Annotated in this window: 21 protein-coding genes and 1 pseudogene; 12 read left to right on the forward strand and 10 right to left on the reverse strand. The window is 71.6% G+C overall.

Annotated elements, in window-relative coordinates:
• The first annotated feature begins 128 nt into the window (after positions 1–128).
• Complete coding sequence (locus tag AC5L3C_RS00725) at positions 129–1,109, forward strand: D-alanyl-D-alanine carboxypeptidase family protein (protein ID WP_493646293.1); 981 nt, start codon at positions 129–131, stop codon at positions 1,107–1,109.
• Between the two features lie 6 nt (positions 1,110–1,115).
• Positions 1,116–2,039 (forward strand): annotated as a pseudogene (locus tag AC5L3C_RS00730) (endonuclease/exonuclease/phosphatase family protein); the annotation flags it as partial.
• 86 nt (positions 2,040–2,125) lie between these two features.
• On the opposite strand, the gene AC5L3C_RS00735 reads toward AC5L3C_RS00730, so the two are convergent.
• From AC5L3C_RS00735 to AC5L3C_RS00760, 6 genes are all read right to left on the reverse strand, one after another.
• Positions 2,126–2,872, reverse strand: a complete 747-nt coding sequence (locus AC5L3C_RS00735; protein WP_125501450.1) for a DJ-1/PfpI family protein — start codon at positions 2,870–2,872, stop codon at positions 2,126–2,128.
• A 73-nt stretch (positions 2,873–2,945) separates the two neighbouring features.
• Complete coding sequence (locus AC5L3C_RS00740; RefSeq protein ID WP_493646294.1) at positions 2,946–3,647, reverse strand: ABC transporter ATP-binding protein; 702 nt, start codon at positions 3,645–3,647, stop codon at positions 2,946–2,948.
• Positions 3,648–3,651: 4 nt separating this feature from the next.
• Positions 3,652–5,025 (reverse strand): ABC transporter permease, encoded by a 1,374-nt coding sequence (locus tag AC5L3C_RS00745; protein ID WP_493646295.1) that lies wholly within the window; start codon positions 5,023–5,025, stop codon positions 3,652–3,654.
• A gap of 35 nt (positions 5,026–5,060) precedes the next feature.
• A complete protein-coding gene (locus tag AC5L3C_RS00750; RefSeq protein WP_493646296.1) occupies positions 5,061–6,332 on the reverse strand; it encodes an ABC transporter permease in 1,272 nt (423 codons plus the stop codon).
• Between the two features lie 107 nt (positions 6,333–6,439).
• Positions 6,440–7,129 (reverse strand): ABC transporter ATP-binding protein, encoded by a 690-nt coding sequence (locus AC5L3C_RS00755; protein ID WP_493646297.1) that lies wholly within the window; start codon positions 7,127–7,129, stop codon positions 6,440–6,442.
• Position 7,130: 1 nt separating this feature from the next.
• Positions 7,131–8,576: an ABC transporter permease gene (locus tag AC5L3C_RS00760; RefSeq protein ID WP_125501458.1), complete on the reverse strand. Its 1,446-nt coding sequence runs from the start codon at positions 8,574–8,576 to the stop codon at positions 7,131–7,133.
• Positions 8,577–8,774: 198 nt separating this feature from the next.
• On the opposite strand from AC5L3C_RS00760, the gene AC5L3C_RS00765 reads away from it, so the two are divergent.
• Positions 8,775–9,437 carry a response regulator transcription factor gene (locus AC5L3C_RS00765; RefSeq protein WP_125501460.1) on the forward strand — a complete coding sequence of 221 codons (663 nt, stop codon included), beginning with the start codon at positions 8,775–8,777 and terminating at the stop codon, positions 9,435–9,437.
• Positions 9,434–10,663: a sensor histidine kinase gene (locus tag AC5L3C_RS00770; protein WP_493646298.1), complete on the forward strand. Its 1,230-nt coding sequence runs from the start codon at positions 9,434–9,436 to the stop codon at positions 10,661–10,663. The genes AC5L3C_RS00765 and AC5L3C_RS00770 overlap by 4 nt, the downstream gene beginning before the upstream one ends.
• 259 nt (positions 10,664–10,922) lie before the next feature.
• Here the strand turns inward: AC5L3C_RS00770 and AC5L3C_RS00775 are convergent, their stop codons facing one another.
• Complete coding sequence (locus tag AC5L3C_RS00775; protein ID WP_164555533.1) at positions 10,923–11,900, reverse strand: LysR family transcriptional regulator; 978 nt, start codon at positions 11,898–11,900, stop codon at positions 10,923–10,925.
• Between the two features lie 170 nt (positions 11,901–12,070).
• Here AC5L3C_RS00775 and AC5L3C_RS00780 point away from each other — a divergent pair, with 170 nt between their 5' ends.
• The 5 genes from AC5L3C_RS00780 to AC5L3C_RS00800 all read left to right on the forward strand — a co-directional run bounded on the left by AC5L3C_RS00780 (position 12,071) and on the right by AC5L3C_RS00800 (position 18,680).
• Positions 12,071–12,676 (forward strand): (2Fe-2S)-binding protein, encoded by a 606-nt coding sequence (locus tag AC5L3C_RS00780; RefSeq protein ID WP_493646299.1) that lies wholly within the window; start codon positions 12,071–12,073, stop codon positions 12,674–12,676.
• Positions 12,673–13,659 carry an FAD binding domain-containing protein gene (locus AC5L3C_RS00785; RefSeq protein WP_493646300.1) on the forward strand — a complete coding sequence of 329 codons (987 nt, stop codon included), beginning with the start codon at positions 12,673–12,675 and terminating at the stop codon, positions 13,657–13,659. Before AC5L3C_RS00780 ends, AC5L3C_RS00785 begins: the two co-directional genes overlap by 4 nt.
• Complete coding sequence (locus AC5L3C_RS00790; RefSeq protein WP_493646301.1) at positions 13,656–15,836, forward strand: xanthine dehydrogenase family protein molybdopterin-binding subunit; 2,181 nt, start codon at positions 13,656–13,658, stop codon at positions 15,834–15,836. The genes AC5L3C_RS00785 and AC5L3C_RS00790 overlap by 4 nt, the downstream gene beginning before the upstream one ends.
• Positions 15,833–16,960 carry an XdhC family protein gene (locus AC5L3C_RS00795; RefSeq protein ID WP_125501469.1) on the forward strand — a complete coding sequence of 376 codons (1,128 nt, stop codon included), beginning with the start codon at positions 15,833–15,835 and terminating at the stop codon, positions 16,958–16,960. The genes AC5L3C_RS00790 and AC5L3C_RS00795 overlap by 4 nt, the downstream gene beginning before the upstream one ends.
• A gap of 277 nt (positions 16,961–17,237) precedes the next feature.
• A complete protein-coding gene (locus tag AC5L3C_RS00800; protein ID WP_125501471.1) occupies positions 17,238–18,680 on the forward strand; it encodes an NAD(P)/FAD-dependent oxidoreductase in 1,443 nt (480 codons plus the stop codon).
• Between the two features lie 21 nt (positions 18,681–18,701).
• Here AC5L3C_RS00800 and AC5L3C_RS00805 read toward each other — a convergent pair whose 3' ends face one another.
• A complete protein-coding gene (locus AC5L3C_RS00805; RefSeq protein ID WP_493646302.1) occupies positions 18,702–19,502 on the reverse strand; it encodes a helix-turn-helix transcriptional regulator in 801 nt (266 codons plus the stop codon).
• Between the two features lie 153 nt (positions 19,503–19,655).
• Here AC5L3C_RS00805 and AC5L3C_RS00810 point away from each other — a divergent pair, with 153 nt between their 5' ends.
• A complete protein-coding gene (locus AC5L3C_RS00810) occupies positions 19,656–20,066 on the forward strand; it encodes an isomerase (RefSeq protein WP_125501475.1) in 411 nt (136 codons plus the stop codon).
• Between the two features lie 34 nt (positions 20,067–20,100).
• Here AC5L3C_RS00810 and AC5L3C_RS00815 read toward each other — a convergent pair whose 3' ends face one another.
• Positions 20,101–20,532 (reverse strand): VOC family protein, encoded by a 432-nt coding sequence (locus AC5L3C_RS00815; RefSeq protein ID WP_125501477.1) that lies wholly within the window; start codon positions 20,530–20,532, stop codon positions 20,101–20,103.
• A 175-nt stretch (positions 20,533–20,707) separates the two neighbouring features.
• Here AC5L3C_RS00815 and AC5L3C_RS00820 point away from each other — a divergent pair, with 175 nt between their 5' ends.
• Entirely contained in the window at positions 20,708–23,992 is a 3,285-nt protein-coding gene (locus AC5L3C_RS00820; RefSeq protein ID WP_493646303.1) for a GH92 family glycosyl hydrolase, read from the forward strand.
• Between the two features lie 102 nt (positions 23,993–24,094).
• A complete protein-coding gene (locus tag AC5L3C_RS00825; protein ID WP_493646304.1) occupies positions 24,095–24,481 on the forward strand; it encodes a cupin domain-containing protein in 387 nt (128 codons plus the stop codon).
• A gap of 64 nt (positions 24,482–24,545) precedes the next feature.
• Here the strand turns inward: AC5L3C_RS00825 and AC5L3C_RS00830 are convergent, their stop codons facing one another.
• Entirely contained in the window at positions 24,546–25,019 is a 474-nt protein-coding gene (locus tag AC5L3C_RS00830) for an SRPBCC family protein (protein ID WP_493646305.1), read from the reverse strand.
• Positions 25,020–25,036: the final 17 nt, after the last annotated feature.

Raw genomic sequence — 25,036 nt, forward strand, 5'->3', positions numbered from 1 at the left:
ACGCACCTGATACACGGCGGAGGCGGTATCGCGGGCCTGCGGCGTCCCGGGCTCCGCGGGCCGGACACATCGGGACCGCAGCCTGGTCGGCGTATCCGTCGTTCACGCCGATCCCGGAGGCATGTGCCGTGCCCCTCTCCCCCACACACCGCAGGCGCCCCGCGGTCACCGCACTCGTTCTGCTCACCCTCGCGATCCTGGCCGCCGCCGTGGCCCTGACCCTGGGCGGCCCCGGCTCCGTCCGTGATCAGGGCGGTCGCGGTACGTCGTCCGCCGAGGACGGCAGTCTCGCGGAGGACCTGGCGGATGCCGCCGTCCCCTGGCCGGAGGAAGGCCAGACGGCCGTGGCCCTGGGAGGCGAGGGGACCCTGGGGGTGCGGGGCGACCGGCGGCCGGTTCCGATCGCGAGCCTGACCAAGGTGATGACCGCGCACGTCATCCTCAGCGAGCACCCGCTGCGGCCGGGCGAGCCGGGGCCGCTGATCGAGGTGGACCGGCAGACCGCGTACGAGGTGGGCGTCGGTGGTGAGTCGACCGTCGCGGTGCGGGCCGGTGACACGTACTCCGAACGGCAGCTGCTGGAGATGCTGTTGATCCCGTCCGGCAACAACATCGCCCGTCTGCTGGCCCGTTGGGACTCGGGGAGCCAGGAGGCGTTCGTCCGAAAGATGCAGCGCGCCGCCGGGGAACTGGGGATGGACGACACGGCCTACACCGGGGCCAGCGGTATCGAGGACACGACGACGAGCACGGCGGTGGACCAACTGAGGCTGGCCCACGCGGTGATGAGGAACCCCGTGTTCCGTGACATCGTGGCGAGCCGGACGGTGTCGGTCCCCGGCGTGGGTGAGCTGGACAACACCAACGGCCTGCTGGGCACCGCGGGCGTCGTCGGTCTCAAGACCGGCTCGAGCACCCCGGCGGGCGGCAACCTGCTGTGGGCCTCCGAGGTGCGCGTCGGTGACAGGAGCCGCCTGATGCTCGGCGCCGTCCTGCACCAGCGCGCGAACACGACGGCCCCCGAGGGGATGCGGGCCGCACTGGACAACAGCCGGGCATTGATCGAGGGGCTCCGCAGCCGGCTCGCCAGCTCCGCAACGGAGGCCTGAGCGAGGATGACGAGGACACCCGCCGGCCACGGCAGGACCGCGCTGAGGACCGTTTGCACCGCCCTGCTGCCCCTGGTCATCCTGGCCCCGCGTCTCGTTCCCAACGGCCCCGGACGGGTGGGCAGCCTGGTCGACACCATGCCCTGGACGGCACTCGCGGTCCTGGCATGGGGCGCCGTCGCGGTGCTGCGCGGCTCCCGGACGGCGGCACTGCTGACGGTCCTTCCCGTGACCGCGTGGCTCGTGGTCTTCGGCGGCACGCTCGCCGACAAGTCGTCACCCGGGGGAGACCTCACCTTGGTGACCCACAACGTCAACCAGCACAACCCCGACCCCGAGCGCACGATACGAGGCCTGCTGGCCGCCGAGGCGGACGTCCTGGCGCTGGAGGAGTTGAGCCCCGACACGGCGCGGACCTACGAGCGGGCGCTGGCAGGGTTCTACCCCCACCACTTCTACGCGGGCACGGTCGGCCTCTGGAGCGTCCACCCCCTGCGTGACGCGCGGGTGGTGCCCGTCATGCCGTGGACCCGCGCCGTGCGCGCCACGGTGGAGAGTCCCTCAGGCCCGTTGGCCGTCCACGCCGTTCACCTGCCGTCGGTCCGGGTCACCCCGTCCGGGTTCACCACGCGCGCACGCGATGAGGCGCTCGGCCGGCTGATGCGGGAGGTGCGGGCCGAGAGGAGCCACGACGTGGTGGTCCTGGGCGACTTCAACGGCTCCGCCGACGACCGCGCGCTGCGTCCGCTCACCCGGCGCTTCGCCTCCGCCCAGTCCGCGGCCGGGGAGGGTTTCGGTTTCACCTGGCCGTCGCGTTTCCCCGTGGTGCGGCTCGACCAGATCTTCGTGGCGGGCGCGAAGGCCACCTCGGCGTGGACCTTGCCGGCCACGCCGAGTGACCACCTTCCCGTGGCGGCCCGTATCGCCCTCGGCCCGCACCCGCGTCCCGACGGGCAGCGGGCCACGGCGAACGCCGGCGCCATGACCGCGAAGCGGTACGGCGCCGCCCCTGGCCGCTACGACGGTGCGGACGCCTGCCAGACGGTTCCGCGGGCTTCGTATTCCAGCATGGTCTCCATTCCCACGGCCGTGTCCGCGCCGAGTTCGCGGCGGACCAGCCACAGGCTCAGGTCCAGGCCCGAGGTGATGCCTCCCGCCGTGACGAGGTCGCCGTCGTCGACGACGCGGGCGTTCTTGACGAGCCCGCCCTGTTCCTCGAGGTCCGGCTTGGCGACGTGATGCGTGGTGCACGGACGGCCCCGGGTCAGGCCGGCCGCGGCCAGCAGCATCGTTCCGGTGCACACCGCGCTGATGGTCAGCCCGGGGCGGGGGGCGGCGGCGAGGGCCCGTGGGAGGACGCCGCTGTGGATCTCGTCCCAGATGCCGGGGCCCTCGCGACGTGTGTAGGCGCCGCCCCCGGGCACCACGATCAGGTCCGCTTCCTCCGGGGCCCAGCGGTGTTTGACGTGGATCAGGCTGCCGAAGGCGGCGCGTACCGGCCGGGGGCGCCCGGTGGTGACGTAGCGGACCTCGGTCCCGCGGCTGCTGTGCACCCCGGCCATGGAGAGGGCCTCGTAGGGAGCGACGCAGTCCAGCTCCTCGACTCCGTCGAACATCACGATGTCGACGCGCAGCGGCCCGGTGCGCCGCCGGGGTGCGGCACCCGCCGTCTGCGTTCCCAAGGTTGTCGCCGTCACCGTCCCCGCGCCCAGGGTGGCCGCGCCCGCTGCTGTCGTCCGGCGTAGAAACTGCCTGCGTTCCACTGGTGTTGTCTCCCCTGTCCGAGAACTGCCGATGCACCAGTAGTCGTTGGCGGTGCCGGTCGAGTTCCCGGGCTCAGTGGGGCGTGTGGTGCAGCTTGCCCTTGCGGAGGGTGAGGATGCGGTCGGACTGGGTGGCCAGTTGCTGGGAGTGGGTGACGACCACCACGCACTTGTTCTGTTCGTGGGCGAGGCCGCGGAAGGTGTCGATGATGCCCTGGGCCGTGTCCTCGTCGAGGTTTCCGGTGGGTTCGTCGGCGAAGAGGATGTCGACGTCGCAGGCCAGGGCGCGGGCGATGGCGACGCGCTGCTGCTGGCCGCCGGACAGTTGCAGGACGCCGCGGGTGGCCGTCTGGTTGTCCAGGCCGAGGTCTTCCAGCACCTGAAGGGCGTGGGCCCGGCGGCTGCCCCGGGCGGGCCTGGCTCCGGTGATCTCCATGGCGCAGACGACGTTCTGCAGGGCGGTCATGTAGGTGAGGAGGTTGTAGTGCTGGAAGATCGTGGCGGCGTGCTTGTTGCGATAGCGGCCCAGGCCCAGGTCCTTGAGGTCGCGGCCCTCGAAGCTGACGGTGCCGGTGGTCGGGGTGTCGAGGCCGCTGGCGAGGCTGAGCAGGGTGGTCTTGCCGCTGCCGGAGGGGCCGAGGATCGTGTAGAACGTGCCGCGTTCGAAGGTGTGGTCGATGTCCCGGAGGACGATGGTCTTGCGGCGCCCGCCCCAGTAGGTGTGGCTGACGCGGTGGAGTCGGAGGACGGGCGCGGGTTCGGTGGCGTGGGTCATGGGGTCACTTGCCGTTCGTGAGGATCGAGCGGGGGCTGAGGCGCAGGACGGAGACTGCCGGGATGGCGGTGGCGAGCAGGCCGATGCCGAGTCCGATGCCTCCGACGGCGGCGAGGTCGGCGGGTTCGAGTGCGACGGTGATGGTGTCGATGGGGTCGGCGTTCCCGGCCGGCCGGTCGTCGGGGTCGATGCCCTCGCCGATGCCGGTGCTGCCGGGGGCGGGCGGCTCCCAGGCGTCGATCTTCCGCTGGGCCGCGGTGGCTTCCCTGCCGAGCAGTGACTGGCCCGTGGTCTGCGTCAGCCGGGGGGTGAAGAGCGACGCGAGCACGATGGCCAGCGCGGCGATCGCGGTGATCTCCAGCGCCTGCTGGGTGATGATCTTCCACTTCTTCTCGCCCATGGACAGCAGCACGCCGTACTCGGTGCGGCGCTGTTTGACGGCGAGGTTGACGAGCAGGGCGAGCACGGCGGCGCCCGCGAGGCCGGTCAGCCACATGGCGAGGGTCGCGGTGGAGCTGATGCTCTTCAGCGGTCCGGTCATCTGCTGTACGGCCTTGTCGTTGACGTCGAGCGTGAAGCCGTCGAGCGCGGAGCCCGCTGTCGCCTCGGCCCGGTCCCTGAACTCCCGCTGGTCATCGGGGTCCGTGAGGAGGAAGGTGGCCCGGGTGATGCCCGGGGCACCGCCGCCGGGGGCGCTGAGGGCGGCGAGGCCGCCGACGGTGCCGTAGATCATGTTGGCGGGGCTGACGTAGTACTCGGGTTCCGGCTCGGTGGCCGGGCGGGGGTCGCGGAAGATGCCGGCCACGGTGAACTTCCCCGTGGTCTTCTCGTCGTTGCCGGTGAGGGTCACCGTGTCGCCGGTCCGGAGGCGGTTCTTCCTGGCCAGGCGCTCCTCGATGAGGATCCGCTTCTTGTCCCGGTCGGCGGCGGTCAGGTGCCGGCCGGAGACGAGCGTGAACCTGCCGCTGCGGAAGTCGGTGAGGAGCGAGGAGTCGAGGAGGCCGATGGCCGCGGTGCCGCCGGGTCCCATGGTGTCCTCCATGCCCGCGTCGACGAGTTCGGCGTCCTTCTTGAGGATCACCCGGTCCCACAGCGAGTACGTGTACTTCTGTACCTGGGGCAGCTCGCCGATCCTCTCCACGGTCGCGGGGTCGATCACCGGCGCCTGTCCGACGCCGCCCATGGCCCCCAGGTCGACGTCGAGACCGACCTCCGCCCCCACCGACCGCCTGGCGTCCCGTTCGGCCCGGGCGGTCGCGGCGTTGATCAGGACACCGGCCATCACCATGAGGGAGATGACCAGGAAGGTGGTGAAGGTGATCAGTGTGCGGCCCTTGCGGGCCCACAGGCTGAGGGCTGCGCGTTTGACGAAATTCATGAACGGTGGCTTTCTGAGTTGGTCCCGGCGGCCGGTCAGTCGCCGTCGGTCAGGATCGAGCGGGGGTGCAGGCGGAGGATTCCGATGCCCGGGACGACGGTGGAGACCAGGCAGATGCCGAGTCCGAGGGCGGCGACCCTTCCCACGTCGGCCGGCCGGACCCGCACCGTGGGAGGGGCGCTCTCCGCGTCGCGCACCCCCGCCGCCACGGTGTGGTGCCGCGGGCGGTCCAGCAGGGCATCGCCCACGGACGGTCCGGCGAGGTGTCCCGCCACCGCGGCGCAGGCGACCGCGGGCAGGCACACCGCCGCGGCCTCCACGACGTGCTGGGAGACGAGCTTCCACTTCTTCTCGCCCATGGACAGCAGTACTCCGAGTTCGTGCCGCCGCTCCCGGATCTGCAGCGTCACGACGAGGCAGAGGATCAGTGCGCCGGCCAGGGCGATGACCCAAACGATCAGGCCGGCGAAGGTGCCCACGCGCTGAATGGGACGGACCTGGTCGCGGTACGCCTTGTCGTTGACGCGGAAGTCGAAGTCCTCGGTGCCGAGCAACCGCCGGGCCGCGTCGTGCAGTTGCCCGGCCTGTTCGGGCGAACCGATTTTGAGGACCACTTCGTCGAGACGGCCGGTACCACCGCCGAGCCGCTCCGCGACGGGCATCGGAACATAGAGGGTGTTGCCGGGAAGCTCGTTCGGTGGCTTCCACTGGGACGGATCCTGCCGAGGGTCCCGGAACACGCCGACGACCTCGAGCGAGACGTCGCGTTCACCGTCGGCGGACCGCAGCCGGACCGTGCCGCCGGTCCTGAGGCCGTTCCGCGCGGCGAGGCGTTCCTCGATCACCGCGACACGGCGGCCGGTGTCCGCCGGGGTGATCCCCCGTCCGGAGGTGATCTTCGTCGATCCGTACGAGAAGGGCAGCAGCATGCCCAGGTCCCGCACGCCGTGCACCGCCAGCGGCCCCTCCTCCCTCGCGGTGTCCCGCGTCCCGGCCGGCTTCGGCACCAACGGGACGAGCGGGTCGAACCCGTGCGGGCCGGCGGCCAGCGGGAGCAGCGGGTTGTACCGCGTCACCGGCGGCTCGGAGCCGAGCCGGTGCGCCAGGGCCGGGGTCAGCCGCCCGCCGCGCACCGTCACATCGACGCCGATCGTGCGCTGGGCCTCGGCCTCCTGGCGCGCGGCGGCCGCCTTCAGCAGAAATCCGCCGAGGAGCAGAGAACAGATCACGGCGAAAATACCGAAGAGGGCGGCGGTGCGGGATTTCCTGACGCACAGGCTCGTCCCGGCCCGCTTGACGAAGTTCATGCGGGCAGTAGAGCAAACCCTGCTTTGCAGCAGGATAAACGTGTTACGCCGGCATAAAAGCGGTGCGGCGATTCAAAGGCGGTGCACGGCCGTGCGGGTTTTCCGGGTCAGGTGCGGGAGACCAGCCGGCCGCGTCGCAGGTGCAGTACCTCGTCGCTCGCCTCCGCCACCTCCTTGGAGTGGGTCACCACGATCACGCACTTGCCGTCGTCGTGGGCCAGCTTCTGGAACACCTCGATGATCCCGGCCGCCGTGACCTGGTCGAGGGCGCCGGTGGGCTCGTCCGCGAAGAGGACGTCGACCTCGCAGGCGAGGGCGCGGGCGATGGCGACGCGCTGCTGCTGTCCGCCGGAGAGCCTGAGGGTGCGCCGGTTCCGGTCGGCGGCCTCGATGCCCAGCAGGTCGAGGAGTTCGGCCGCGCGTCGCCTGCGCCGGGGGCCCTTCACGCCGGTGATCTCCATGGCCGAGGTGACGTTCTGGAGGGCGGTCATGTAGGTGAGCAGGTTCAGGGACTGGAAGACGGTCGCCGCGTGACGGTTGCGGTACCTGCCGCGGCCCAGCTCCGCCATGTCGCGGCCGCGGAAGCGCACGGTGCCGCCGGTGGGTGCGTCCAGGCCGCTGGCCAGGGAGAGCAGGGTGGTCTTGCCGGAGCCGGACGGGCCGACGACGGCGTACATGCGGCCCGCTTCGAAGCGGTGCGACACGTCCTTGAGGACGACCCGGCGACGGCTGCCGCTCTGGTAGGTGCGGGTGAGCCCGCTGAGTTCGAGAAGGGGCTCGGCGGGGTGCTCGGACATGTCAGTCTCCCTTGGTGAGGAGGTCACGGGGGTTGAGGCGCAGGATGCGGCTGCCGGGAACCAGGGTGGCGAGGGCGGCGATGCCGAGGCCGGTGGCACCGACCTTGCCGATATCGGCGGGACCGAGCCGGATGGCGAGGGAGTCGATGGGGTCGACGTCCTCCTCTTCCTTCATGCCCCCGAGGGGATCGGAGGGGTCCCGTTCGGGGCCCCGGCCGGCCGCCTCCTCCTGGGCCGAGGAGACTTCACCGGCCAGCAGCCGGTCGCCGACGGCCTGGGAGAGCAGCGGGCCGCAGGCGCCCGCCAGACCGATCGCGACGACGGAGCAGGCGGTGATCTCGACCAGGTGCTGGCCGAGCAGCCTCGGCTTCTTCTCCCCCAGGGAGAGCAGGATGCCCAGCTCCTTGCGGCGTTCGCGCAGTGACGAGGCGACGAGCAGGGCGAGGATGGCGGTGCCCGCCACGGCCACCAGCCACACGGTGACGGTGGCGAAGCCTGCGGTCTCGTTGATCGGCCCGACCAGGGTCCTGTACTGCTTGTCGTTGACCGACAGCGGGAAGATCTCCAGATCCGCCCCGGCCTCGGTGGCGTCCTTGCGGAGCCGTTCCAGGTCGGCGGGGTCCTTCAGGGTGAAGGTGGCCTGGTTGACCACGCCGTCGCCGCCCTTGCCGTCCTTGCTTCCCTTGCCCTTGCCGAGGAGGAGGCTCGCGCCGTCCGGAGTCAGGTAGAGCTGGTTGGCCGGGTGGGTCAGGGCCGGCACGTAGGTGCCGGTGTCGGCGGTGTTGTTCCGGTAGATGCCGACGACCTCGAAGGTGTACTCCGTCTCGTCGGGCTTCTCGCCGGGCGGGGGGATCTGACCCACCTTCAGCTCGACCCTGTCGCCGACCTCCAGCTTGTTCTCCTTGGCCAGGCGCTCCTCGACGACGATCTCGTCGCTCGCGCTGTCCGCGGTGATGCCGCGGCCGGTGATCAGTGCGGAGTCGCCGGCCTTGAACTCACCGACCGCGTTCAGATCGCGCACCCCGTCGGCACTGAACAGATCGGCGCCCGGGGCGTCCCCGGGCGGGGGGACCGGCTGATACAGCCGGGTGGAGCGGGTGGGGAACGCGCCCGAGTCGGTGGTGTAGTTGCACTGGGCCACCACGGACGACGTGCAGATCTCGTCCACCAGGGAGCGGTGCAGGTCGGCGTTCTCGCCGAGCCGCCCCGCGACGGGGCCGCTTGACGCCTCTTCCTTGCCCGAGCTGATCAGCGCGTTGAGGTCGAGCTGCATGGTCACCACCGCGCCGACGCGCTGCTTGGCATCGTCGGCGGCGCGGGCCGCGGCGGACCGGATCAGGAAGCCGGACAGCACCAGGGTGCAGATGACGAAGAAGAGGCCGATCAGCATCAGCGTCTTCCCGAGGTGGCCGGTCAGCCGCCACCACGCCCGTTTGAAGAGATTCATGACGCCGACGTTAGGCAGCACCTGTTGTCGACCGCGTTTGACGCCGGCCGCCCCTTCCCGTCCTCTCATACACGGTTCACATCTCACCCGTGATAAATGTGATCGAGAACAAGCGGACAATGGCAGGGAAAGTCGACGCGGGGGCTGCCGACTTCCTCATTGAATTCTCAGATTCGAATGGGCAAGGGGTGCGGGGCAATGCGTGTTCTGGTGGTCGAGGACGAGGAGTTCATGGCACGCATCCTCGACATCGGGCTGCGCAGGGAGGCGATCGCGGTCGATGTCGTGCACGACGGCGACGCCGCCCTGGAGCGGGTCACCGTCTACGACTACGACGCGGTGGTCCTCGACCGTGATCTGCCCGGGGTGCACGGTGACGAGGTGTGCCGCCGGATGGTCTCGATGGGGCTGGACTGCCGCATTCTGATGCTCACCGCGGCGGGCCGCCTCGGTGACAAGGTCGAAGGACTCGGGCTCGGCGCCGACGACTATCTGGCGAAGCCCTTCGACTTCCCCGAACTCGTCGCCCGGCTCCGGGCGTTGTACCGCCGCAGTCCGACGGCCCACCCTCCCGTACTCACCTACGCCGACCTCCGCTTCGACACCCACCGCCGGACCGTCACCCGCTCCGGTGCGCCGATCCGCCTCACCCCCAAGGAACTGGCGGTTCTGGAACTGCTGATGCGGGCGGACGGCGGAGTGGTCAGCGTCGAGTACCTCCTGGACAAGGCGTGGGACGCCCACGCCGACCCGCTCACCAACGCGGTGCGTCTGGTCGTGCACACCCTGCGCAAGAAGCTCGGCCACCCTCAGCTGGTGCACACCGCGATCAGCGCCGGTTACTACCTGGGGACCCGTTGATCCACCGTCGGCGGCGCCCCGGCGGCAGGCCCCGGACCCTGAGCATCCAAGGGCGTCTCTTCCTCGGCTTCGGCGGGGCGCTGGCCCTGTGCTCGGCCCTGATGGTCACGATCATCTACGTCGGCATCAGGTACCTGCCGACGTACGACTTCACCGCGCCGTACGCCCTGCCCACCGCCCCGCCTGACGGGCCCGTCAGAGGGCAGCCGGTGCAGCCCGAACCGCCGGTCGCGGGCGAACCGACGCGGGAGTCCGAGGCGGTGGACGTCGCGGGGCTCATCCGCGACAAGGAGGACGTCTGGCACACGGTGCTCGCCGTGTCCGTCGGCGGCGTCACCCTCGTGATGCTCGTCGGGCTCGGCGTGGGCCGGCACCTGGCGCGCAGGCTGCTCGCTCCCCTCGCGGACATCGGCAAGGCGGCGGCCAAGGCGGGTGAGGGCGATCTGGCGTACCGCATCAACGCCACCGGTCCGCGCGACGAGTTGAGGCAACTCGCCGACACCTTCGACACGACGTTGCACCGTCTTCAGGAGTCCTTCGAGGCGCACCAGCGGTTCGCCGCCAACGCCTCCCACGAACTCCTCACCCCGCTCGCCACGAACCGGGCCATCCTCCAGGTCGCGGCGGCCGATCCCGACGGGGAGGAGTTCGCGGAGCTGGTTCCGATGCTGGTGCAGACGAACGAGCGCAACATCACGATCGTCAACGAGCTGTTGCAACTGGCCGCCGCGGGTCAGGTCCGGTACGACGCCGAGCCTGTCGATCTCGCCGGTGTGACCGCGGAGGCGGTGGAGGAGGCGCGGGCGGGCGCACCGGCGTCCGGGGTCGAGATCACCGCGGACCCGCCGGACCGGCGGGGGGCGGGGTTCGAGGTGGCCGGCAACGAGGCGCTGATGCGCCGGGTCGTCGCGAACCTGTTGGACAACGCGTGCGTGCACAACGTTCCGGAGGGGTGGGTGCATGTGCGGGTACGCACCGAGGGGGTCGCGGGGGCGGTGGTGCTGGAGGTGGACAACACGGGTCCGGGGGTGGATCCGGACACCGTGGACCATCTCTTCGAGCCCTTCTTCCGGGCCAGGCCCCGCATCGCCAGTGACCGCGGCCATGGCCTCGGGCTCGCGATCGTGCGGTCCGTGGTGCAGGCGCATCGCGGCACGGTCGACGCGGAGGCGAATGCCTCCGGCGGTCTGCGGGTGCGGGTGACGCTGCCGGCGGCCGGGGGCTGAACGGGGGCGGGCGACTGGTCGGGGCCGGGGGCTGGGCACACGCGGGGTTCTTCGCCCCCGCCGCCCCTTCCGTCCCAACCCCGGGGGCCGCGCCCCCAGACCCCCTCCGGGCCCGCGCAGGGCGCGAGCCCGGGCACGCGTAGGTGTGCTCGCCCCCTCCCCACCCCCGCCAGAGGGCTGTGCTCCAGGGCCGGGCGGGTCGGCCGGGAGCGTGCTGGGGGCTGCGCCCCCTGGCTCCCGGACCGGGCGGTGGAACGGTTCAGGTGTGCTCGTGCTCGATGGTGACCGTGGGTGGGGCGGGGCGGGAGGGATCGGAGGTGGGGTCCGCTTGCTGGCCGGTTACCTGTTCGGTGGCGTCGCGTACGGCCTGGCGCAGCCAGCGGTGGGCCGGGTCGTCGTCGACACGGGGGTGCCAGGCCATGCCGTAGGGGAAGGGCGGAAGTTCCTCGGGGGCCTCGGCGATGCGGTAGTCGGGGTGGTCGGCGTAGGGCAGTGCGCCGCGGCGCGGGAGGGCGGCGATGAGCTCCGTGCCGGGGAGGGCGGCGGCCGCGGCGGAGAAGTAGGGCACCCGCAGGCCGGTGGGGCGGCGCAGCCCGTGCTCGTCCAGCCGGCGTTCGACCATGGTCTGGCTGTCGGCGAGGACGGTGATGACCACGTGCGGATGGGCGAGGAAGTCCCCGATGCTCAACCGCTCCGCGGTGCACGGGTGTTCCCGCGCCAGGAGGCAGACGAACTCCTCCTCGAAGAGCGTCTGCCAGCGCAGCGAGGGCGGTGCGATGACACCGGCGATGACCAGGTCCGCGCGGCCCTGTTCGACGTCGGTGAAGGACTGGTCGGTCAGCGGGGAGACGCTGAAGGAGATGCCCGGTGCCTCGCGGACCAGGCGGGGCAGCAGCCCGGGGCCGAGCACCGAGGTGGCGTAGTCGGTGCAGTGGATGCGCAGGTTGCCGGTCGCCTTCGCCGGGTCGAAGACCTCACCGCGCAGCAGCATCTCCAGGCGCGGCAGGATGACGGCGAGTTCCGACTGGATCTGCCGGCCGCGCCGGGTCGGCTCGTACCCGTTGGGCGTGCGCACCAGGAGTTCGTCGCCGAAGGTCTCCCTGAGGCGTTGCAGCACGCGGCTCATGGCCGACTGGCTCAGGTGGTAGCGGTCGGCGGCGCGCGTCACATGCCTCTCCTCGAGGAGCACCGCCAGCGCTTCGAGAAGGTTGAGGTCGACATTCCGCAGGAGTGTCACAGGCCCACCGTAACGCCTGCATGCAGGTAACGCATGTGTCGTGCACATACAGGGCACCATCATGCGCCGAGCGCATGATGAGCATTCCGATTTGGCGTTGGACGAATGCCCCGCCGAGGCCCAGGCTCAATCCCATCCCACCGAAACCTTAGACGAGGAGTCGCTCGCCCATGCCCGAGCACAGCAGGCGCAACGTCCTGAAATCGGGGGGTGCCGCAGCAGCTGCCGTGATGGCCCCGCTCCCGGACAGTCCGCGGCCCGCGACCGCACCCCATCAGGTCCAGCAGGCGGCACGGCCCGAGCCGGTCACCGACCTCACGCTGGAAGTCAACGGAAAACGGCACCGCCTGGAGGGAGTCGAGGCCCGGGTCACCCTGCTCGACGCGCTGCGCGAGCGGGCCGGGCTCACCGGCGCCAAGAAGGGCTGCGACCGGGGTGAGTGCGGCGCCTGCACCGTGCTCGTCGACGGGCAGCGCATCAAGTCGTGCCTGACGCTGGCCGTGATGCAGGAAGGCCGCTCCATCACCACCGTCGAGGGACTGGCCCGCGGGGAGCGGCTGCACCCGGTGCAGGAGGCGTTCATCCGGCGCGACGCCTTCCAGTGCGGCATCTGCACGCCGGGGCAGATCATGTCGGCGGTGGCCTGCATCGAGGAGGGCCACACCGGTTCGGAGGACGAGATCCGCGAGTGGATGAGCGGCAACCTGTGCCGTTGCAGCTGTTACCCGAACATCGTCGACGCGGTCGCCGACGCCGCCAAGGCGGTGCGGCGATGAGGGACTTCTCCTACGTCCGCCCGGAGGGCGCGGCCGAGGCCGTGCGCCTGGTCGCCCGCGACGCGGACGCGACGTTCGTCGCCGGTGGCACGGACCTGCTGAACCTGATGAAGGACGGCGCCGAGGACCACTCCCTGGTGGTCGACGTCAGCCGTCTCCCCCTGGCCGGCATCGAGGAGTCGCGCGGGCGGCTGCGCATCGGCGCCATGGCCCGGATGGCCGACGTCGCCCTGCACCCGGTGGTCCGCAAGCGGCTGCCGGTGCTCTCCCAGGCGTTGCTCGCCAGCGCCTCGCCGCAGGTGCGCACGATGGCGACGATCGGCGGCAATCTGCTCCAGCGCACCCGCTGCTGGTACTTCCGGGGCACGGACTTCGCCTGCAACAAGCGCGAGCCGGGCTCGGGTTGTGCCGCTCTGGAGGGCCGCAGCCGCTGGCACGCCGTGCTCGGCGGCGGCGACCACTGCATCGCCGTCCACCCCTCCGATCTCGCGGTGTCCCTGCGCGCCCTGGACGCCACCGTGCACACGCTCGGGCCGGACGGCGCCCGCACCGTCTCCCTCGCCGACTTCTACCGGGAGCCCGGCGACACGCCCCACATCGACAACGCCCTGCGGCACGGTGAGCTGATCACCGCGGTCGAGGTCCCGCTGCCCCCGGCCGGAAGCCACCAGCGCTATCTGAAACTGCGCGACCGTGCCACGTTCGAGTTCGCCGTCGTGTCCGTCGCCGCCGTGCTGCGCACGCGCGGCCGGGTCGTCGAAGAGGCACGCCTGGCCTTCGGCGGCATCGCCACCCGCCCCTGGCGCTCCGCCGAGGCCGAGGACGCGCTGCGGGGCAAGCCGCTGACGGAGCGGAACATCGCGGCTGCCGGGCGCGTCCTGGTCAAGGACGCCCAGCCCCGCGAGGACAACGAGTTCAAGGTCGAGCTGGTGCAGCGCGCACTCCAGGACGTGCTCGGCCGCTACACCGGAGGTTCCCGATGAACACCGACGTCGTCGGCCGGCCGCTCTCCCGCGTGGAGTCCCGGCTGAAGGTGACCGGTGCGGCCGAGTACACCGCGGACGTCCGTGTCCCCCGGCTGCTGCACGGGTACATGGCGATGAGCACCATCGCCCGCGGGCGCGTCACCCGGATCGACACCCGCGCCGCCGAGGCCGCCCGCGGAGTCGTCGCCGTCTACACCCACGAGACCATGCCGCGGCTGAAGCAGCCCACCTACCGGCCGTTCTTCAAGCCCTTCATCCCCATCCAGTCGCCCGAGATCCACCACGCCGGACAGCCGGTCGCCTTCGTCGTCGCGCAGACGCTGGAGCAGGCGCAGCGGGCCGCCGAGCTGGTCGAGGTCGAGTACGAGGAAACCGGGCGCCCGTTGGGCGACTTGGCGATGGGCGAGCCGTTCGTGGAGCCCAGTGGACCGGACGGCCCCAACACCTTCGAGCGCGGCGACGTCGCCAAGGGCATGGCCCAGGCCGACGTCCGCGTCGAGGCCGAGTACACGATCCCCATGCACCACCACAACCCGATCGAACCCCACGCCACCACCGCCGTGTGGAAGGGGTCGAAGGTGACGGTGTACGAGACCACACAGGCCCTGGGCAACACCCAGCACGTCGTCAGCGAGGCGCTGGACGTACCGCTCGAGGACGTCCGGGTGATCTCGCGCTACCTCGGCGGCGGGTTCGGCTCGAAGGGACCGGTCTGGGCGCACACCGTCCTGGCCTGCGCCGCCGCCCGTGCCGTGGGCAGGCCGGTCAAGCTCGTGCTGTCCCGGGCGCACATGTACACCTCCAACGGGCACCGCGCGCAGACGCATCAGAAGATCAGCATCGGTGCCACCCGCGACGGCCGGATCACCGCGCTCGACCATGTGAGCACCCAGCAGGTCACCCGGGGCGACGTCGCCCTGTTCAACAGCAGCGAGCCGATCCGCATGCTGTACGACATCCCCCATCTGTCCAACGTGCAGCGCACCGTACGCCTGGACCTGCCCACCCAGAGCTTCATCCGGTCCCCGGAGGCGTGCTCCAGCCACGCCCAGGAAGCGGCGCTGGACGAACTCGCGCACGCCCTGAAGCTCGACCCGGTCGAGCTGCGCAGGCGCAACTGGAGCAGCCGCAACATGGCGGACGGCGAGGAGTGGGGCAGCAACTACCTGCGGGAGTGCTACGACCGTGCCGCGGCGAAGTTCGGCTGGTCCCGGCGCAACCCGCGCCCCGGTTCCATGCGCGACGGCGGCGAACTGATCGGCTGGGGCATGGCCACCTCCGCCCACACCGCCGGCGGCCGGCCGGGTTCCGGCGCCCGTATGACGCTCGACGTGCGCGGCAGGGCGCACATCCAGGTGGGCACCCACGACATCGGCACCGGCACGTACACCATCATGACGCAGATCGCCGGCGAGGTGCTCGGGATCCCCGTCGACGACGTGACGTTCGAACTCGGGGACAGCGCCTTCCCCCTGAGTTACGCCTCGGGTGCCTCCACGACGGCCCCCGGTGTCGGCACCGCCGTCAACCGCGTGTGCAGCGCCGCCCGCAAGGCCGTCATCGAGATGGCCGTGTCCCAGCCCGGCTCGCCGCTGCGCGGTGTCCCCGCCGACCGGGTGGACACCGGGGACGGCCATCTCTTCGACACCGCCGACCGCAGGACCCGGGTCAGCTACCGGTCGGTGATCGGGCACGGCGGCAAGCCCCTGCACTTCGAGGTCGAACCCGTCGACACCCCGCTCGGCTACTCGACCGGAGCGGTCTTCGTGGAGGTGCGCGTCGACCCGCTGCTCGGCCGGATCCGGGTGAGCCGTGTGGTGGGCTGCTACGACCCGGGCACCGTCCTCAACCGCAAGACGGCGCGCAGCCAGGTCCTCGGGGGCATCATCTGGGGCATCGGATTCACCCTCTTCGAGCACACCCTCGTCGACCCCGCCACGGCCCGGATCGTCAACCCGAACCTGTCCGGCTATCTGATCCCCGTCAACGCCGATGTCCCCGACATCGAGGTGCAGTTCATCGACCGGCCCGACCCGGCCAGTGACGCCCTGGGCGCCCGCGGCTTCGGCGAGACACCGATGACCGGGGTCACCGCCGCCATCGCCAACGCCGTGTTCCACGCCACGGGCAAGCGCGTACGCGACCTGCCCCTCACGCAGGACAAGCTGCTGTGACCGGCCGCCACGCCCTCTGGGACACCCTGTACGACGCCTGGTCGTCCGGGCGGACCTCCGCGCTGGCCACCGTCGTGGACACCTTCGGATCGGCTCCGCGGCCGATCGGGTCGTCCATGCTGCTCACGCCGGCGGGCCAGGTGGTGGGGTCGGTGTCGGGCGGCTGTGTGGAGGGCGACGTCCTCGAACGGGCCCGGGAGTCGGTGCTGGACGGCACGCCGCAGCGGGCGACGTACGGCATCAGTGACGACGACGCCTTCGCCGTGGGCCTGACCTGCGGCGGCACCCTGGAGGTGTACGTCGAGCCCGTCGACCGGGACACCTTCCCCGGTCTGGGCGAGGTGATGGAGTCGGTGCGGGCCGGTGTCCCCGTCGCCGTCGTCACGGTGCTGGAACACCGCGGGTCCCCGCCGGCGGGCAGGCATGCGGTGATCCACGCCGACGGCCGTGACGACGGCCCGTGCCCGCCGGGCCTGCCGGCCGGTGTCCTGGACGACGCACGCGCGCTGTTGCGCACCGGCGACAGCGGGCTGCTCCACTACGCGTCCGAGGACCTCAGCGTCTTCGTGCGCTCCTTGTCACCGCCGCCCCGGATGCTGTTGTTCGGGGCCGGTGACTTCGCCGCGGCCCTCGCCTCGGTCGGCCGCACCCTGGGCTACGAGGTGACCGTCTGCGACGCACGGCCGCTGTTCACCACCGCGGACCGGCTGCCGGACGCCGACGAGGTCGTCGTGGCGCGACCGGACGAGTACCTGGCCGGGGAGGTGGCGCGGGGACGGGTCGACGCACGGACCGTGGTCGTGTCCTTCACCCACGATCCCAAGTTCGACATCCCCCTGCTGGAGCGGGCGTTGGGACTCGATGTCGCGTTCGTGGGGGCTCTGGGCTCGCGCCGTACGCACGAGCGCCGCGCCCGCGCGCTCGCCGGGGCGGGCGTGTCCGCGCGGGCCCTGGCCCGGCTGTCCTCGCCGGTCGGTCTGGACCTGGGCGGCCGCTCCCCCGGGGAGACGGCCGTCTCGATCGCCGCGGAGATCATCGCGGCCCGGCACGGGGGCGGAGGCGAACGGCTCTCCCTGCGCGCCGGGCCGGTCCACCTCCGGCCGACCGCGGTAAGCCGCGGCTGAACGGACCACCCGGTCCCCTCGACGACCGGGCCGGGGCGCTCGGCTTCCTCCACCCCCGGCCCGGTCTCCACCTGCACGCGGTGAGCGCACCCCCTTCACAACTGCCCTGTCGGGCAACGGAGTCGACCCGTGCGACGCCGAGGTCGGCACAGCGACCGAAGTTAGGATCGCAACCGATTCCTGAGCCGTGCCGAACGTGCGGAGTCAGCGCGTTCAGTCCTTGGAGGTTGTCCGTGAGCATGCGCATCCCGTACCGCTTCGGGCGGGGGCAGGCCCTATGACCGAGTCCGTGGTCTCCCTTTTTGAGCAGCTTGTTGACGCCGCCCCGCCCGGTGACGTACCCGTGTTGTTCGACACGGCATGTGTGCTCGGCGGCAGCGTCGCGGGGCTTCTGGCGGCGCGTGTGCTGTCCGACCGCGCACACCGGGTCGTCGTCATCGAGCCCGACGACATCTCCGCGCGGCACGCGCCGCGTCCCGGAGTACCCCAGGACCAGCACCTCCACGTGCTCCTCCCGGCAGGCCACGCGTGGGCGGAGAGGTGGTTCCCGGGGATCACGGCGGAAGCCCGGAACCACGGCGCGACCCTGCCGTCGGCCGAGGGGTTCGCCTACCTCAACGGCGCACCTCAGGCGCTGGACGGCTCGGGCCGCCACATGCTCTCGATCGGGCGCCCCCTGCTGGAGTCCCTGCTCCGCGAACGCGTCACGTCCCTGCCCAACGTGACCGTTCTCCGCGGCCGGGCCACCGGACTGCGGTACCACGACGACGCCGTGAGCGCCGTCCGCTACCTCGGCGGTGACGAGGGCGACGGTGACACGGAGACACTGGACGCGGATTTCGTCGTGGACGCCATGGGACGCTCCAGCAGACTGTCGGCCTGGCTCGAGGAGAGCGGTTACGACCGGCCGGGGCTCGAACGGCTGCGGGCCCCGCTCAACTATGCGACGGCCCTGTTCGAGCGGCCGGAGGACGCCGCCGACCTGGAGAAGACCCTCGGTCAGGCGCTCTTCACGCCGCAGTACCCCTCGGACGGCGTATCCGTCGCGGCGGCGCAGGCGATCGAGGGCATGCGGTGGATCGTGACGCTGATCGGGTACGACGACAACCGGCCAGGCCGGACCGTCGCCGAGTTCCGTGCGGCGTGCGACAAGCTGCCCCCCGTCTTCGCCAAGGCCACCGCCGGCGCCGTGGTGGGGGACGTGGTGACCTACCACCAGGCCGAGAGCCGGCGGCGCCACTTCGCCGAGGTGAGCCGCTTCCCCGCACGCCTGGTCGCCGTGGGGGACGCCGTGGCATCGTTCAACCCCGTCTACGGCCAGGGCATGACCTCCGCCGTGCTGCACGCCTCCTGCCTGGCCTCCTATCTCGGCTCCGGCCCCGATCTCGGCACGGCCGCCCGGGAGTTCTTCCGTCTCCAGCAGACGGTCGTGGACGCCGCGTGGGCCGTCTCCGCCGGGGGTGACAGCGCCCGCCTCGACGCGCAGAACGGCACCGAGGTGCCGGAGGACCTCCGGCGGCAGCGATGGGCCATGGAGCAGATCACGCTGGCCGCGCTCCACGACGGGGACGTCGCCCTCGCGTTCAACGAAGTCGCCCGCATGCTGCGCCACCCCGAGCGGCTGGCCGATCCGGACCTGGTGGCGAGGGCGGTCGCCGTGAACGAAAGGGCAGCCATGGCAGCGGGACAGGGGCAGACCGGCACCCCCGCCACGGCGTGAGTGCCGAGGAGGGCGGGTACCTCAGAGCGACCTCGCCCTCCTCCGCACCGGTGCCATGGACTCGAGCACACCGGCCGTCGTGTCGTCGGCGGGGAAGAAGGTCTCCACGGCGATCTCGTCCAGGGTGACGTCCCTCGGCGAGCCGAAGACGGTGGTCGTGTAGAGGAACGCGAGGTCGCCCTGGTCGGAGGTCAGGAGCAAGGGGACGGCGAGGTCGTCCAGACTCTCCTCCTCCGGGAGAGCGGAGGGGGCGGGGTAGGACTCGAGGTCCGCCAGCAGCTCCGCGAGACCTTCGGCCGCGGTCCGGGCGAGCTGACGGCGCAGTCGGCGCAGCACGTGCGCGCGCCACTGGGTGAGGTTGCGGATCCGCGGGGCCAGTCCCTCCGGATGCAGTGTGGCGCGCAGGACGTTCACCGGCGGGGTGAGGAGCGTGGCGGGGAGGCCGGCGAAGAACGCCGTCGCCGCCCGGTTGGCGGCCAGCAGCTCCCAGCGCACGTTGACCGCGAGCGCCGGGCTGGGCTCGTGGCCGGCGAGTACGGCCTCCACGGCGGTCCGGGCCGCGCCGAGGTCCGCGAGCGGCCGCTCGGGATGGGCCGGCGCGAAGCCCGCCGCCAGGTGGAGGGCGTTGCGCTCCCGCAGCGGCACGTCGAGTTCGTCGCAGAGCCGTTCGATCATGTTCCGGCTCGGGGTGGCACGTCCGGTCTCGATGCAGCTCAGGTGCCGGGTGGACAGGTTCGCCGCGAGTGCCACGTCCAACTGTGACCGGTTGCGGCGCTGCCGCCAGCGCCGTACGAGCAGTCCGACCGGTTCCGAGGTGACCATGCTCCGAGCGTGGCCCACCTCAGGTGCGCCCGGCAATGACCTCGGAGGTCATCGACACCGTGCCGTGCCGCGCCGCACAGTCGGGGACAGGGACCGCGCCCACCTCGCAGGGCCCCGCTCAGTGACCGACGACGCAGAGAGAAGGAGCCCGCCATGGCCAGCACCAGCGAACCGGCCACCGCGCCGTACCGGGAGAGCCTCGACCGGTATCTGCGGTTCTGGAACACCCCGGCCGCCGACGGAGGAAGCGACGACCTGGCGACCGGCGTGTTCACGGAGGAGGTCCGTTACTGCGCTCCGGTCGGTGTCCTCACCGGACGGCAGGCGCTGATCGACTTCCGGGAGCAGTTCCTGCGGCACATGGAGACCGTCGCGTTCCGGGCGCGGCGGGAGCCGGAGATCCACCACGGCCACGCCCGGCTGCGATGGCGGCTCGACGTCCGCGGTGAGGAGTTCGCCACCGGAACCGATGTCCTCGCCTTCGACCGCGACGGCCGCATCGACACCGTCACCGCCTTCCTGGACCGGGCACCGGAGGGCTTCGACCCTCACTCCCACGACTGAGCCGCACCGCAGGGGGCCGTGCGCGCGTCGCGGGTCAGTCGAGGCAGAACTCGTTGCCCTCGATGTCCTGCATCACGATGCACGCGTCGTCGCCGCCGTCGTACAGCAGCCGTACGCGGACGGCGCCGAGCGGGACCAGGCGCGCGCACTCGGCCTCGAGCGCGGCCAGCCGCTCCTCGCCCAGGAGCCCGGTGCCGACCCGCACGTCGAGGTGCACCCGGTTCTTGACGACCTTGCCCTCCGGGACGCGCTGGAAGAACAGCCGCGGCCCCACGCCCGTCGGGTCCGCGCACGCGAACCACGCTCCCCGGTCCTCGGGGGGCCGGGAGCGGTCGAACTCCTCCCAGGTGGCGAAGCCCGCCGGCGGCGGAGCCACCACATAGCCGAGCACCTCGCACCAGAAGCGGGCGAGGCGCTCGGGTTCCGCGCAGTCGAAGGTCACCTGGACCTGCCTGATCGAAGTCACGCGCGCACCCTAACAGGGGCGTTGCGCACCGCCCGTGACAACTGCCGCCCCGAGTATTGACAACGATGTCACGCGCGTGATCCAGTTCCCTTCCATCCAGCCAGGTGCCGTTGGACTCTTCGCCCGCAGATCACCCGCACAGCGCATGACGGATGAGGAACAGGAGACCGCCTCCATGCACAGACCCCTCCATCGATGGCGCAACCGCGCGTCGGCCCTCCTCGTCGCCCTGGTCGTGGCCGGCGGCGCCCAGGCCCCGGTGCCGGCCGTCGCCCAGGCTCCCGCGGCCGCTCCCGAACTCACCTCGCTGGTGAACCCGTTCATCGGCACGCAGAACTTCGGCAACACCTTCCCCGGCGCGAGTGCTCCCTTCGGCATGGTCCAGGTCAGCCCGGACACCGGCGGCCAGGGAGGCTACGACTACGAGCAGGACAGGATCCACGGGTTCAGCCAGACCCATCTCTCCGGCGTCGGCTGCTCCGTGATGGGCGAACTGCCGCTCATGCCGACGACCGGAGCCGTCGAGAGCGTCGACCCCGACGACTACCGCTCCACCTACTCGCATGACGACGAGAAGGCCGAACCGGGTTACTACCGCGTCGGGTTGAAGACGTACGACATCGACGCCGAGCTGACCGCGACCCCCCGCACGGGCTGGCAGCGCTACACCTTCCCCGCCACCGACCGGGCCAACGTCCTGTTCAACACGGGCAAGGCCAACCAGCGGGTGTACGACTCGGAGGTGCACGTCGTCGGCGACCGGACGGTCGAGGGCCGGGTCGAGGCGGGCAACTTCTGCGCGGGCAAGGACCGGCACACCGTCTACTTCACCGCGACCTTCGACCGGCCCTTCACCGAGCACGGCACCTGGCGCGGCGACACCCCCTCCCCCGGTGAGCGGGACGCCGCCGGCGAGGGCGGCAACGGCGCCTGGGTGACCTTCGACGCGGAGTCCGACCGCGACGTCGTCGTCAAGGTGGGACTCTCCTACACCGGAATCGAAGGCGCGCGGAAGAACCTCGAGGCGGAGACGGAGGACTCCTACGACTTCGACGCCACGCGCGCGGCGCTGAAGGCGAGTTGGGAGCGGCAGCTGTCCGCCGTCAGGATCGGCGGCGGTTCTGCCGAGCGGCAGCGCGCCTTCTACACGGCCCTGTACCACGCGCACCTGCACCCGAACCTCGCCGGGGACGTCGACGGCCGGTACGCGGGCTTCGACGGCAGGACCCACACCGCGTCCGGGTTCACGCCGTACCAGAACCTGTCGCTGTGGGACACCCACCGGCCGCAGAACCAGCTGCTCCAGGTCCTGGAGCCGAAGGTCGCCCGCGACGTCGCGCTGTCGGTCGTCGCGATCGGGCGGGACGGCGGCTGGCTGCCGCGCTGGTCGCTCGCCAACAGCGAGACCAACATCATGACCGGCGACCCGGTGACTCCGTTCCTGGTCGACGCCTGGGCCAAGGGCCTGCTCGCGGGCCACGAGCAGGAGGCGTACGCGCTCCTGAAGAAGAACGCCACGCGTACGCCGCCGGACGACTCCCCCTACAACGGGCGTGCGGGCATCGCCGATTACCAGGAGCGCGGCTACATACCCAGCGGGCTGGAGCCGGGCGAGGACTGTCCGGACAAGGGCGGCGACAACGACTGCCGGCACCCCGCCTCGGCGACCCTCGAGTACGCGGCGGCGGACGCGTCGCTGGCCCTGATGGCCAAGGGGCTGGGGCACCGCGCGGACGCCCGGATGTTCGCGGCCCGCGGCCAGTGGTACCGGAACCTGTGGGACTCCTCGATCCAGCAGTTCCGGCCGCGCACGACCGACGGCACCTGGGTGACGCCCTACGACCCCGTCGAGGCGGGCCACCAGTTCCATGAGGGCGGCGCCCACCAGTACCAGTGGCTGGTGCCCCAGGACCCGGCCGGACTGGTGTCCCTGATGGGCGGCAAGCGGGCGACCGAGAAGCGTCTCGACGCCTTCTTCGCCTACGACAAGCTCCTCGAGGACCCGGCCGGGACCGCGCGCGAGGAGTGGATCTCGGCTCCGTACGACTACTACGGGAAGCCGACGTACAACCCGAACAACGAGCCCGATCTGCACTCCCCGTACATGTACTTGTGGGCCGGCGCCCCCGCCAAGACCGCCACCGTGGTCCGCGCGGCGATGACGCTCTTCACGGACGGGCCCGACGGGATGACCGGAAACGACGACCTGGGCACCATGTCCGCCTGGTACGTCTTCTCGTCCCTGGGCCTGTACCCGACGACGAACGGCGCCGACTTCCTCGCCGTCTCCAGCCCGCAGTTCCCCTCGGCGGTCGTGCGCATCGGCTCCTACGGGAAGCGGCAGGGCGGCACCCTGACGGTCAAGGCACCGGGGGCGAGCGACACCCGGCGCTATGTGAAGCGGGCGCAGTTCGGCGGGAAGAACCTGCGCACCACCTGGCTGGACTGGGACGCCGTCGCCAGGGGCGGGAAGCTCTCCTACGAGATGAGCGACAAGCCGTCGGCGTGGGGCACCGGCAGGGGCGCCGAGCCGCCGTCCGTGAACCGCGCGCAGGCCGACGGGCGCCGGCACCTCGACGCCTCGCTGCGCACCGTGACCGATGTGGTGCCCACGGCCGACAGCGCGCAGAACGTCCGGCTCCGGCTGGATGTGCTGGGCCAGTCCCCCGGCACGCTGCGGGTGAATGTGACGGCCAAGGCTCCCCGCGGCTGGAAGGTGAAGACGTCCCGGCCGTTCTCCCTCACGTCCCACCGGCTGCCGGTCCAGCGGACCGCCGCGGTCGACGTGACCGTGCCCGCCGGCACCGCGCCGGGTTCGTACACCGTGCGGATCACCGCGGACGCGAAGGGCGTGAAGGGCGTGGAGCACACCGCGACCATCGAGGTGCGCGACGCGGCACACTGCGCGGCGGACATCGACGCGGGGTGCGCCGTGGATCTCGGCAAGGAGGTGAACCACGACGGCACCGCGACCGTCGAGGCGTCCGGCGAGGGCGACTTCGACGGAGGGGGCTGGAGCTACGACGCCGCGCTGCTGCCCGCGGCCGGTCCCGTCGAGTGGGGCGGCGTCACCTACCAGGCCCCCGACCCGTCCGGTACGGCCGCGAACTTCGTCGAGACCCGCGGCCAGGCCATGCTGCTCCCCGAAGGGTCGTACGGCGCGCTGCACCTGGTCGCCGCGTCCCACCACGGCCCGGTGAGCACCACGCTCACCGTCCGCTACACCGACGGCACCACCGCCGAGGTGCCCGTCACGGTGGGCGACTGGGCGGGCTCGACGCCCGAGGGCAGCTCCGTGGTGCTGGAGATGCCGCACCGGATCAAGAGCGGGCAGGGCCTGGACGGCCCGCCGGTGCGCCTGTTCGGCTCGTCGGCCGGCCTCGACGGCTCGAAGACGGTCCGTTCCCTCGGCCTGCGCGACGATCCTCGCGTGCAGATCTACGCGATCACGCTCAAGTAGGCCCTGTGCAGGGGTGATCCCGCGCCTCACCGGGAGGCGGGGGCGCCCGGGACGCGGGCCGCGTGACCCTCACGCGGCCCGCGTCCTGCTAGTTTTCGGCCCATGACGGACGGTGTGTACGTAGGCAACGCGGGCAAGGACGCGGCGCTGGACCGGGGGTGGCTGCTCGGGCACTTCAAGGACGTCTCCGATCCCCGGCACAGCGAGGAGGTGGAGATCAAGTGGGGTGTCCACCCGCGGGGCGACACGCGGGCGCGGTGGGTTACGGGTGAGGAGCGAACCGCCCTTCAGGTCCTCATCAGCGGCCGTTTCCGGGTCGAACTGCCGGGGCGCAGCGTGGTCCTGGCGGAACAGGGCGACTACGTCGTGTGGGGGCGCGGAGTCGACCACTCCTGGTTCGCGGAGGAGGAGTCGGTGGTGCTGACGGTCCGCTGGCCCTCGGTGCCCGGTTACCGCGTCGACGAGGACGGATCCGACGGCGCCGCGTGACGCGTCGGGGAGGGGCCCGGTCGCCCGGCCGGGCCCCTCCCCGCGTGTGCGTCGGTTCGCGACGTCAGTGGCCGGTGCCCGGGTCCTCCGGCCGGATCCGTCCCCGCCAGCCGCCGGTGCTGCCGCCGTTCTCCACATAGTCCTTGAACCGGCGCAGGTCCTCCTTGACCCGCCGGTCGATCACTCCCAGGGCGTCCGCGCCCTTCTCCGCGACGCCGGTGGGCTCGACGTCCATCGTCAGCTCCACGCGGGTGCGCGCGTCGTCCAGCGGCTCGAACCGCACCGAGCCGCGCTGACGGACCTCCCCGCCGATGGACCGCCAGGTGACGCGGTCGTCCACGAGCTGGTCGACGATCTCCGTGTCGAACTCGCGCCGTACGCCGCCGATGCTGGTGGTCCAGTGGTTGTGCCGGTCGTCGAGCTGGGTGACCTCCTCGACCCCTTCCATGAAACGCGGGAAGTCCTCGAACTGCGTCCACTGGTCGTACGCCCTGCGCAGCGGGACCTCCACGTCGACCGATTCCTTGACCGTGCTCATCGATCCCTCCTGGTCCG

It is taken from the genome of Streptomyces speibonae, from assembly GCF_984686075.1.

Coding starts and splice junctions, on each gene's coding strand:
- AC5L3C_RS00740 (WP_493646294.1), bottom strand. CDS start 3,647: ATGACCCACGCCACCGAACCCGCGCCCGTCCTCCGACTCCACCGCGTC.
- AC5L3C_RS00745 (WP_493646295.1), bottom strand. CDS start 5,025: ATGAATTTCGTCAAACGCGCAGCCCTCAGCCTGTGGGCCCGCAAGGGC.
- AC5L3C_RS00750 (WP_493646296.1), bottom strand. CDS start 6,332: ATGAACTTCGTCAAGCGGGCCGGGACGAGCCTGTGCGTCAGGAAATCC.
- AC5L3C_RS00755 (WP_493646297.1), bottom strand. CDS start 7,129: ATGTCCGAGCACCCCGCCGAGCCCCTTCTCGAACTCAGCGGGCTCACC.
- AC5L3C_RS00760 (WP_125501458.1), bottom strand. CDS start 8,576: ATGAATCTCTTCAAACGGGCGTGGTGGCGGCTGACCGGCCACCTCGGG.
- AC5L3C_RS00765 (WP_125501460.1), top strand. CDS start 8,775: ATGCGTGTTCTGGTGGTCGAGGACGAGGAGTTCATGGCACGCATCCTC.
- AC5L3C_RS00780 (WP_493646299.1), top strand. CDS start 12,071: ATGCCCGAGCACAGCAGGCGCAACGTCCTGAAATCGGGGGGTGCCGCA.
- AC5L3C_RS00785 (WP_493646300.1), top strand. CDS start 12,673: ATGAGGGACTTCTCCTACGTCCGCCCGGAGGGCGCGGCCGAGGCCGTG.
- AC5L3C_RS00790 (WP_493646301.1), top strand. CDS start 13,656: ATGAACACCGACGTCGTCGGCCGGCCGCTCTCCCGCGTGGAGTCCCGG.
- AC5L3C_RS00800 (WP_125501471.1), top strand. CDS start 17,238: ATGACCGAGTCCGTGGTCTCCCTTTTTGAGCAGCTTGTTGACGCCGCC.
- AC5L3C_RS00805 (WP_493646302.1), bottom strand. CDS start 19,502: ATGGTCACCTCGGAACCGGTCGGACTGCTCGTACGGCGCTGGCGGCAG.
- AC5L3C_RS00810 (WP_125501475.1), top strand. CDS start 19,656: ATGGCCAGCACCAGCGAACCGGCCACCGCGCCGTACCGGGAGAGCCTC.
- AC5L3C_RS00820 (WP_493646303.1), top strand. CDS start 20,708: ATGCACAGACCCCTCCATCGATGGCGCAACCGCGCGTCGGCCCTCCTC.
- AC5L3C_RS00825 (WP_493646304.1), top strand. CDS start 24,095: ATGACGGACGGTGTGTACGTAGGCAACGCGGGCAAGGACGCGGCGCTG.
- AC5L3C_RS00830 (WP_493646305.1), bottom strand. CDS start 25,019: ATGAGCACGGTCAAGGAATCGGTCGACGTGGAGGTCCCGCTGCGCAGG.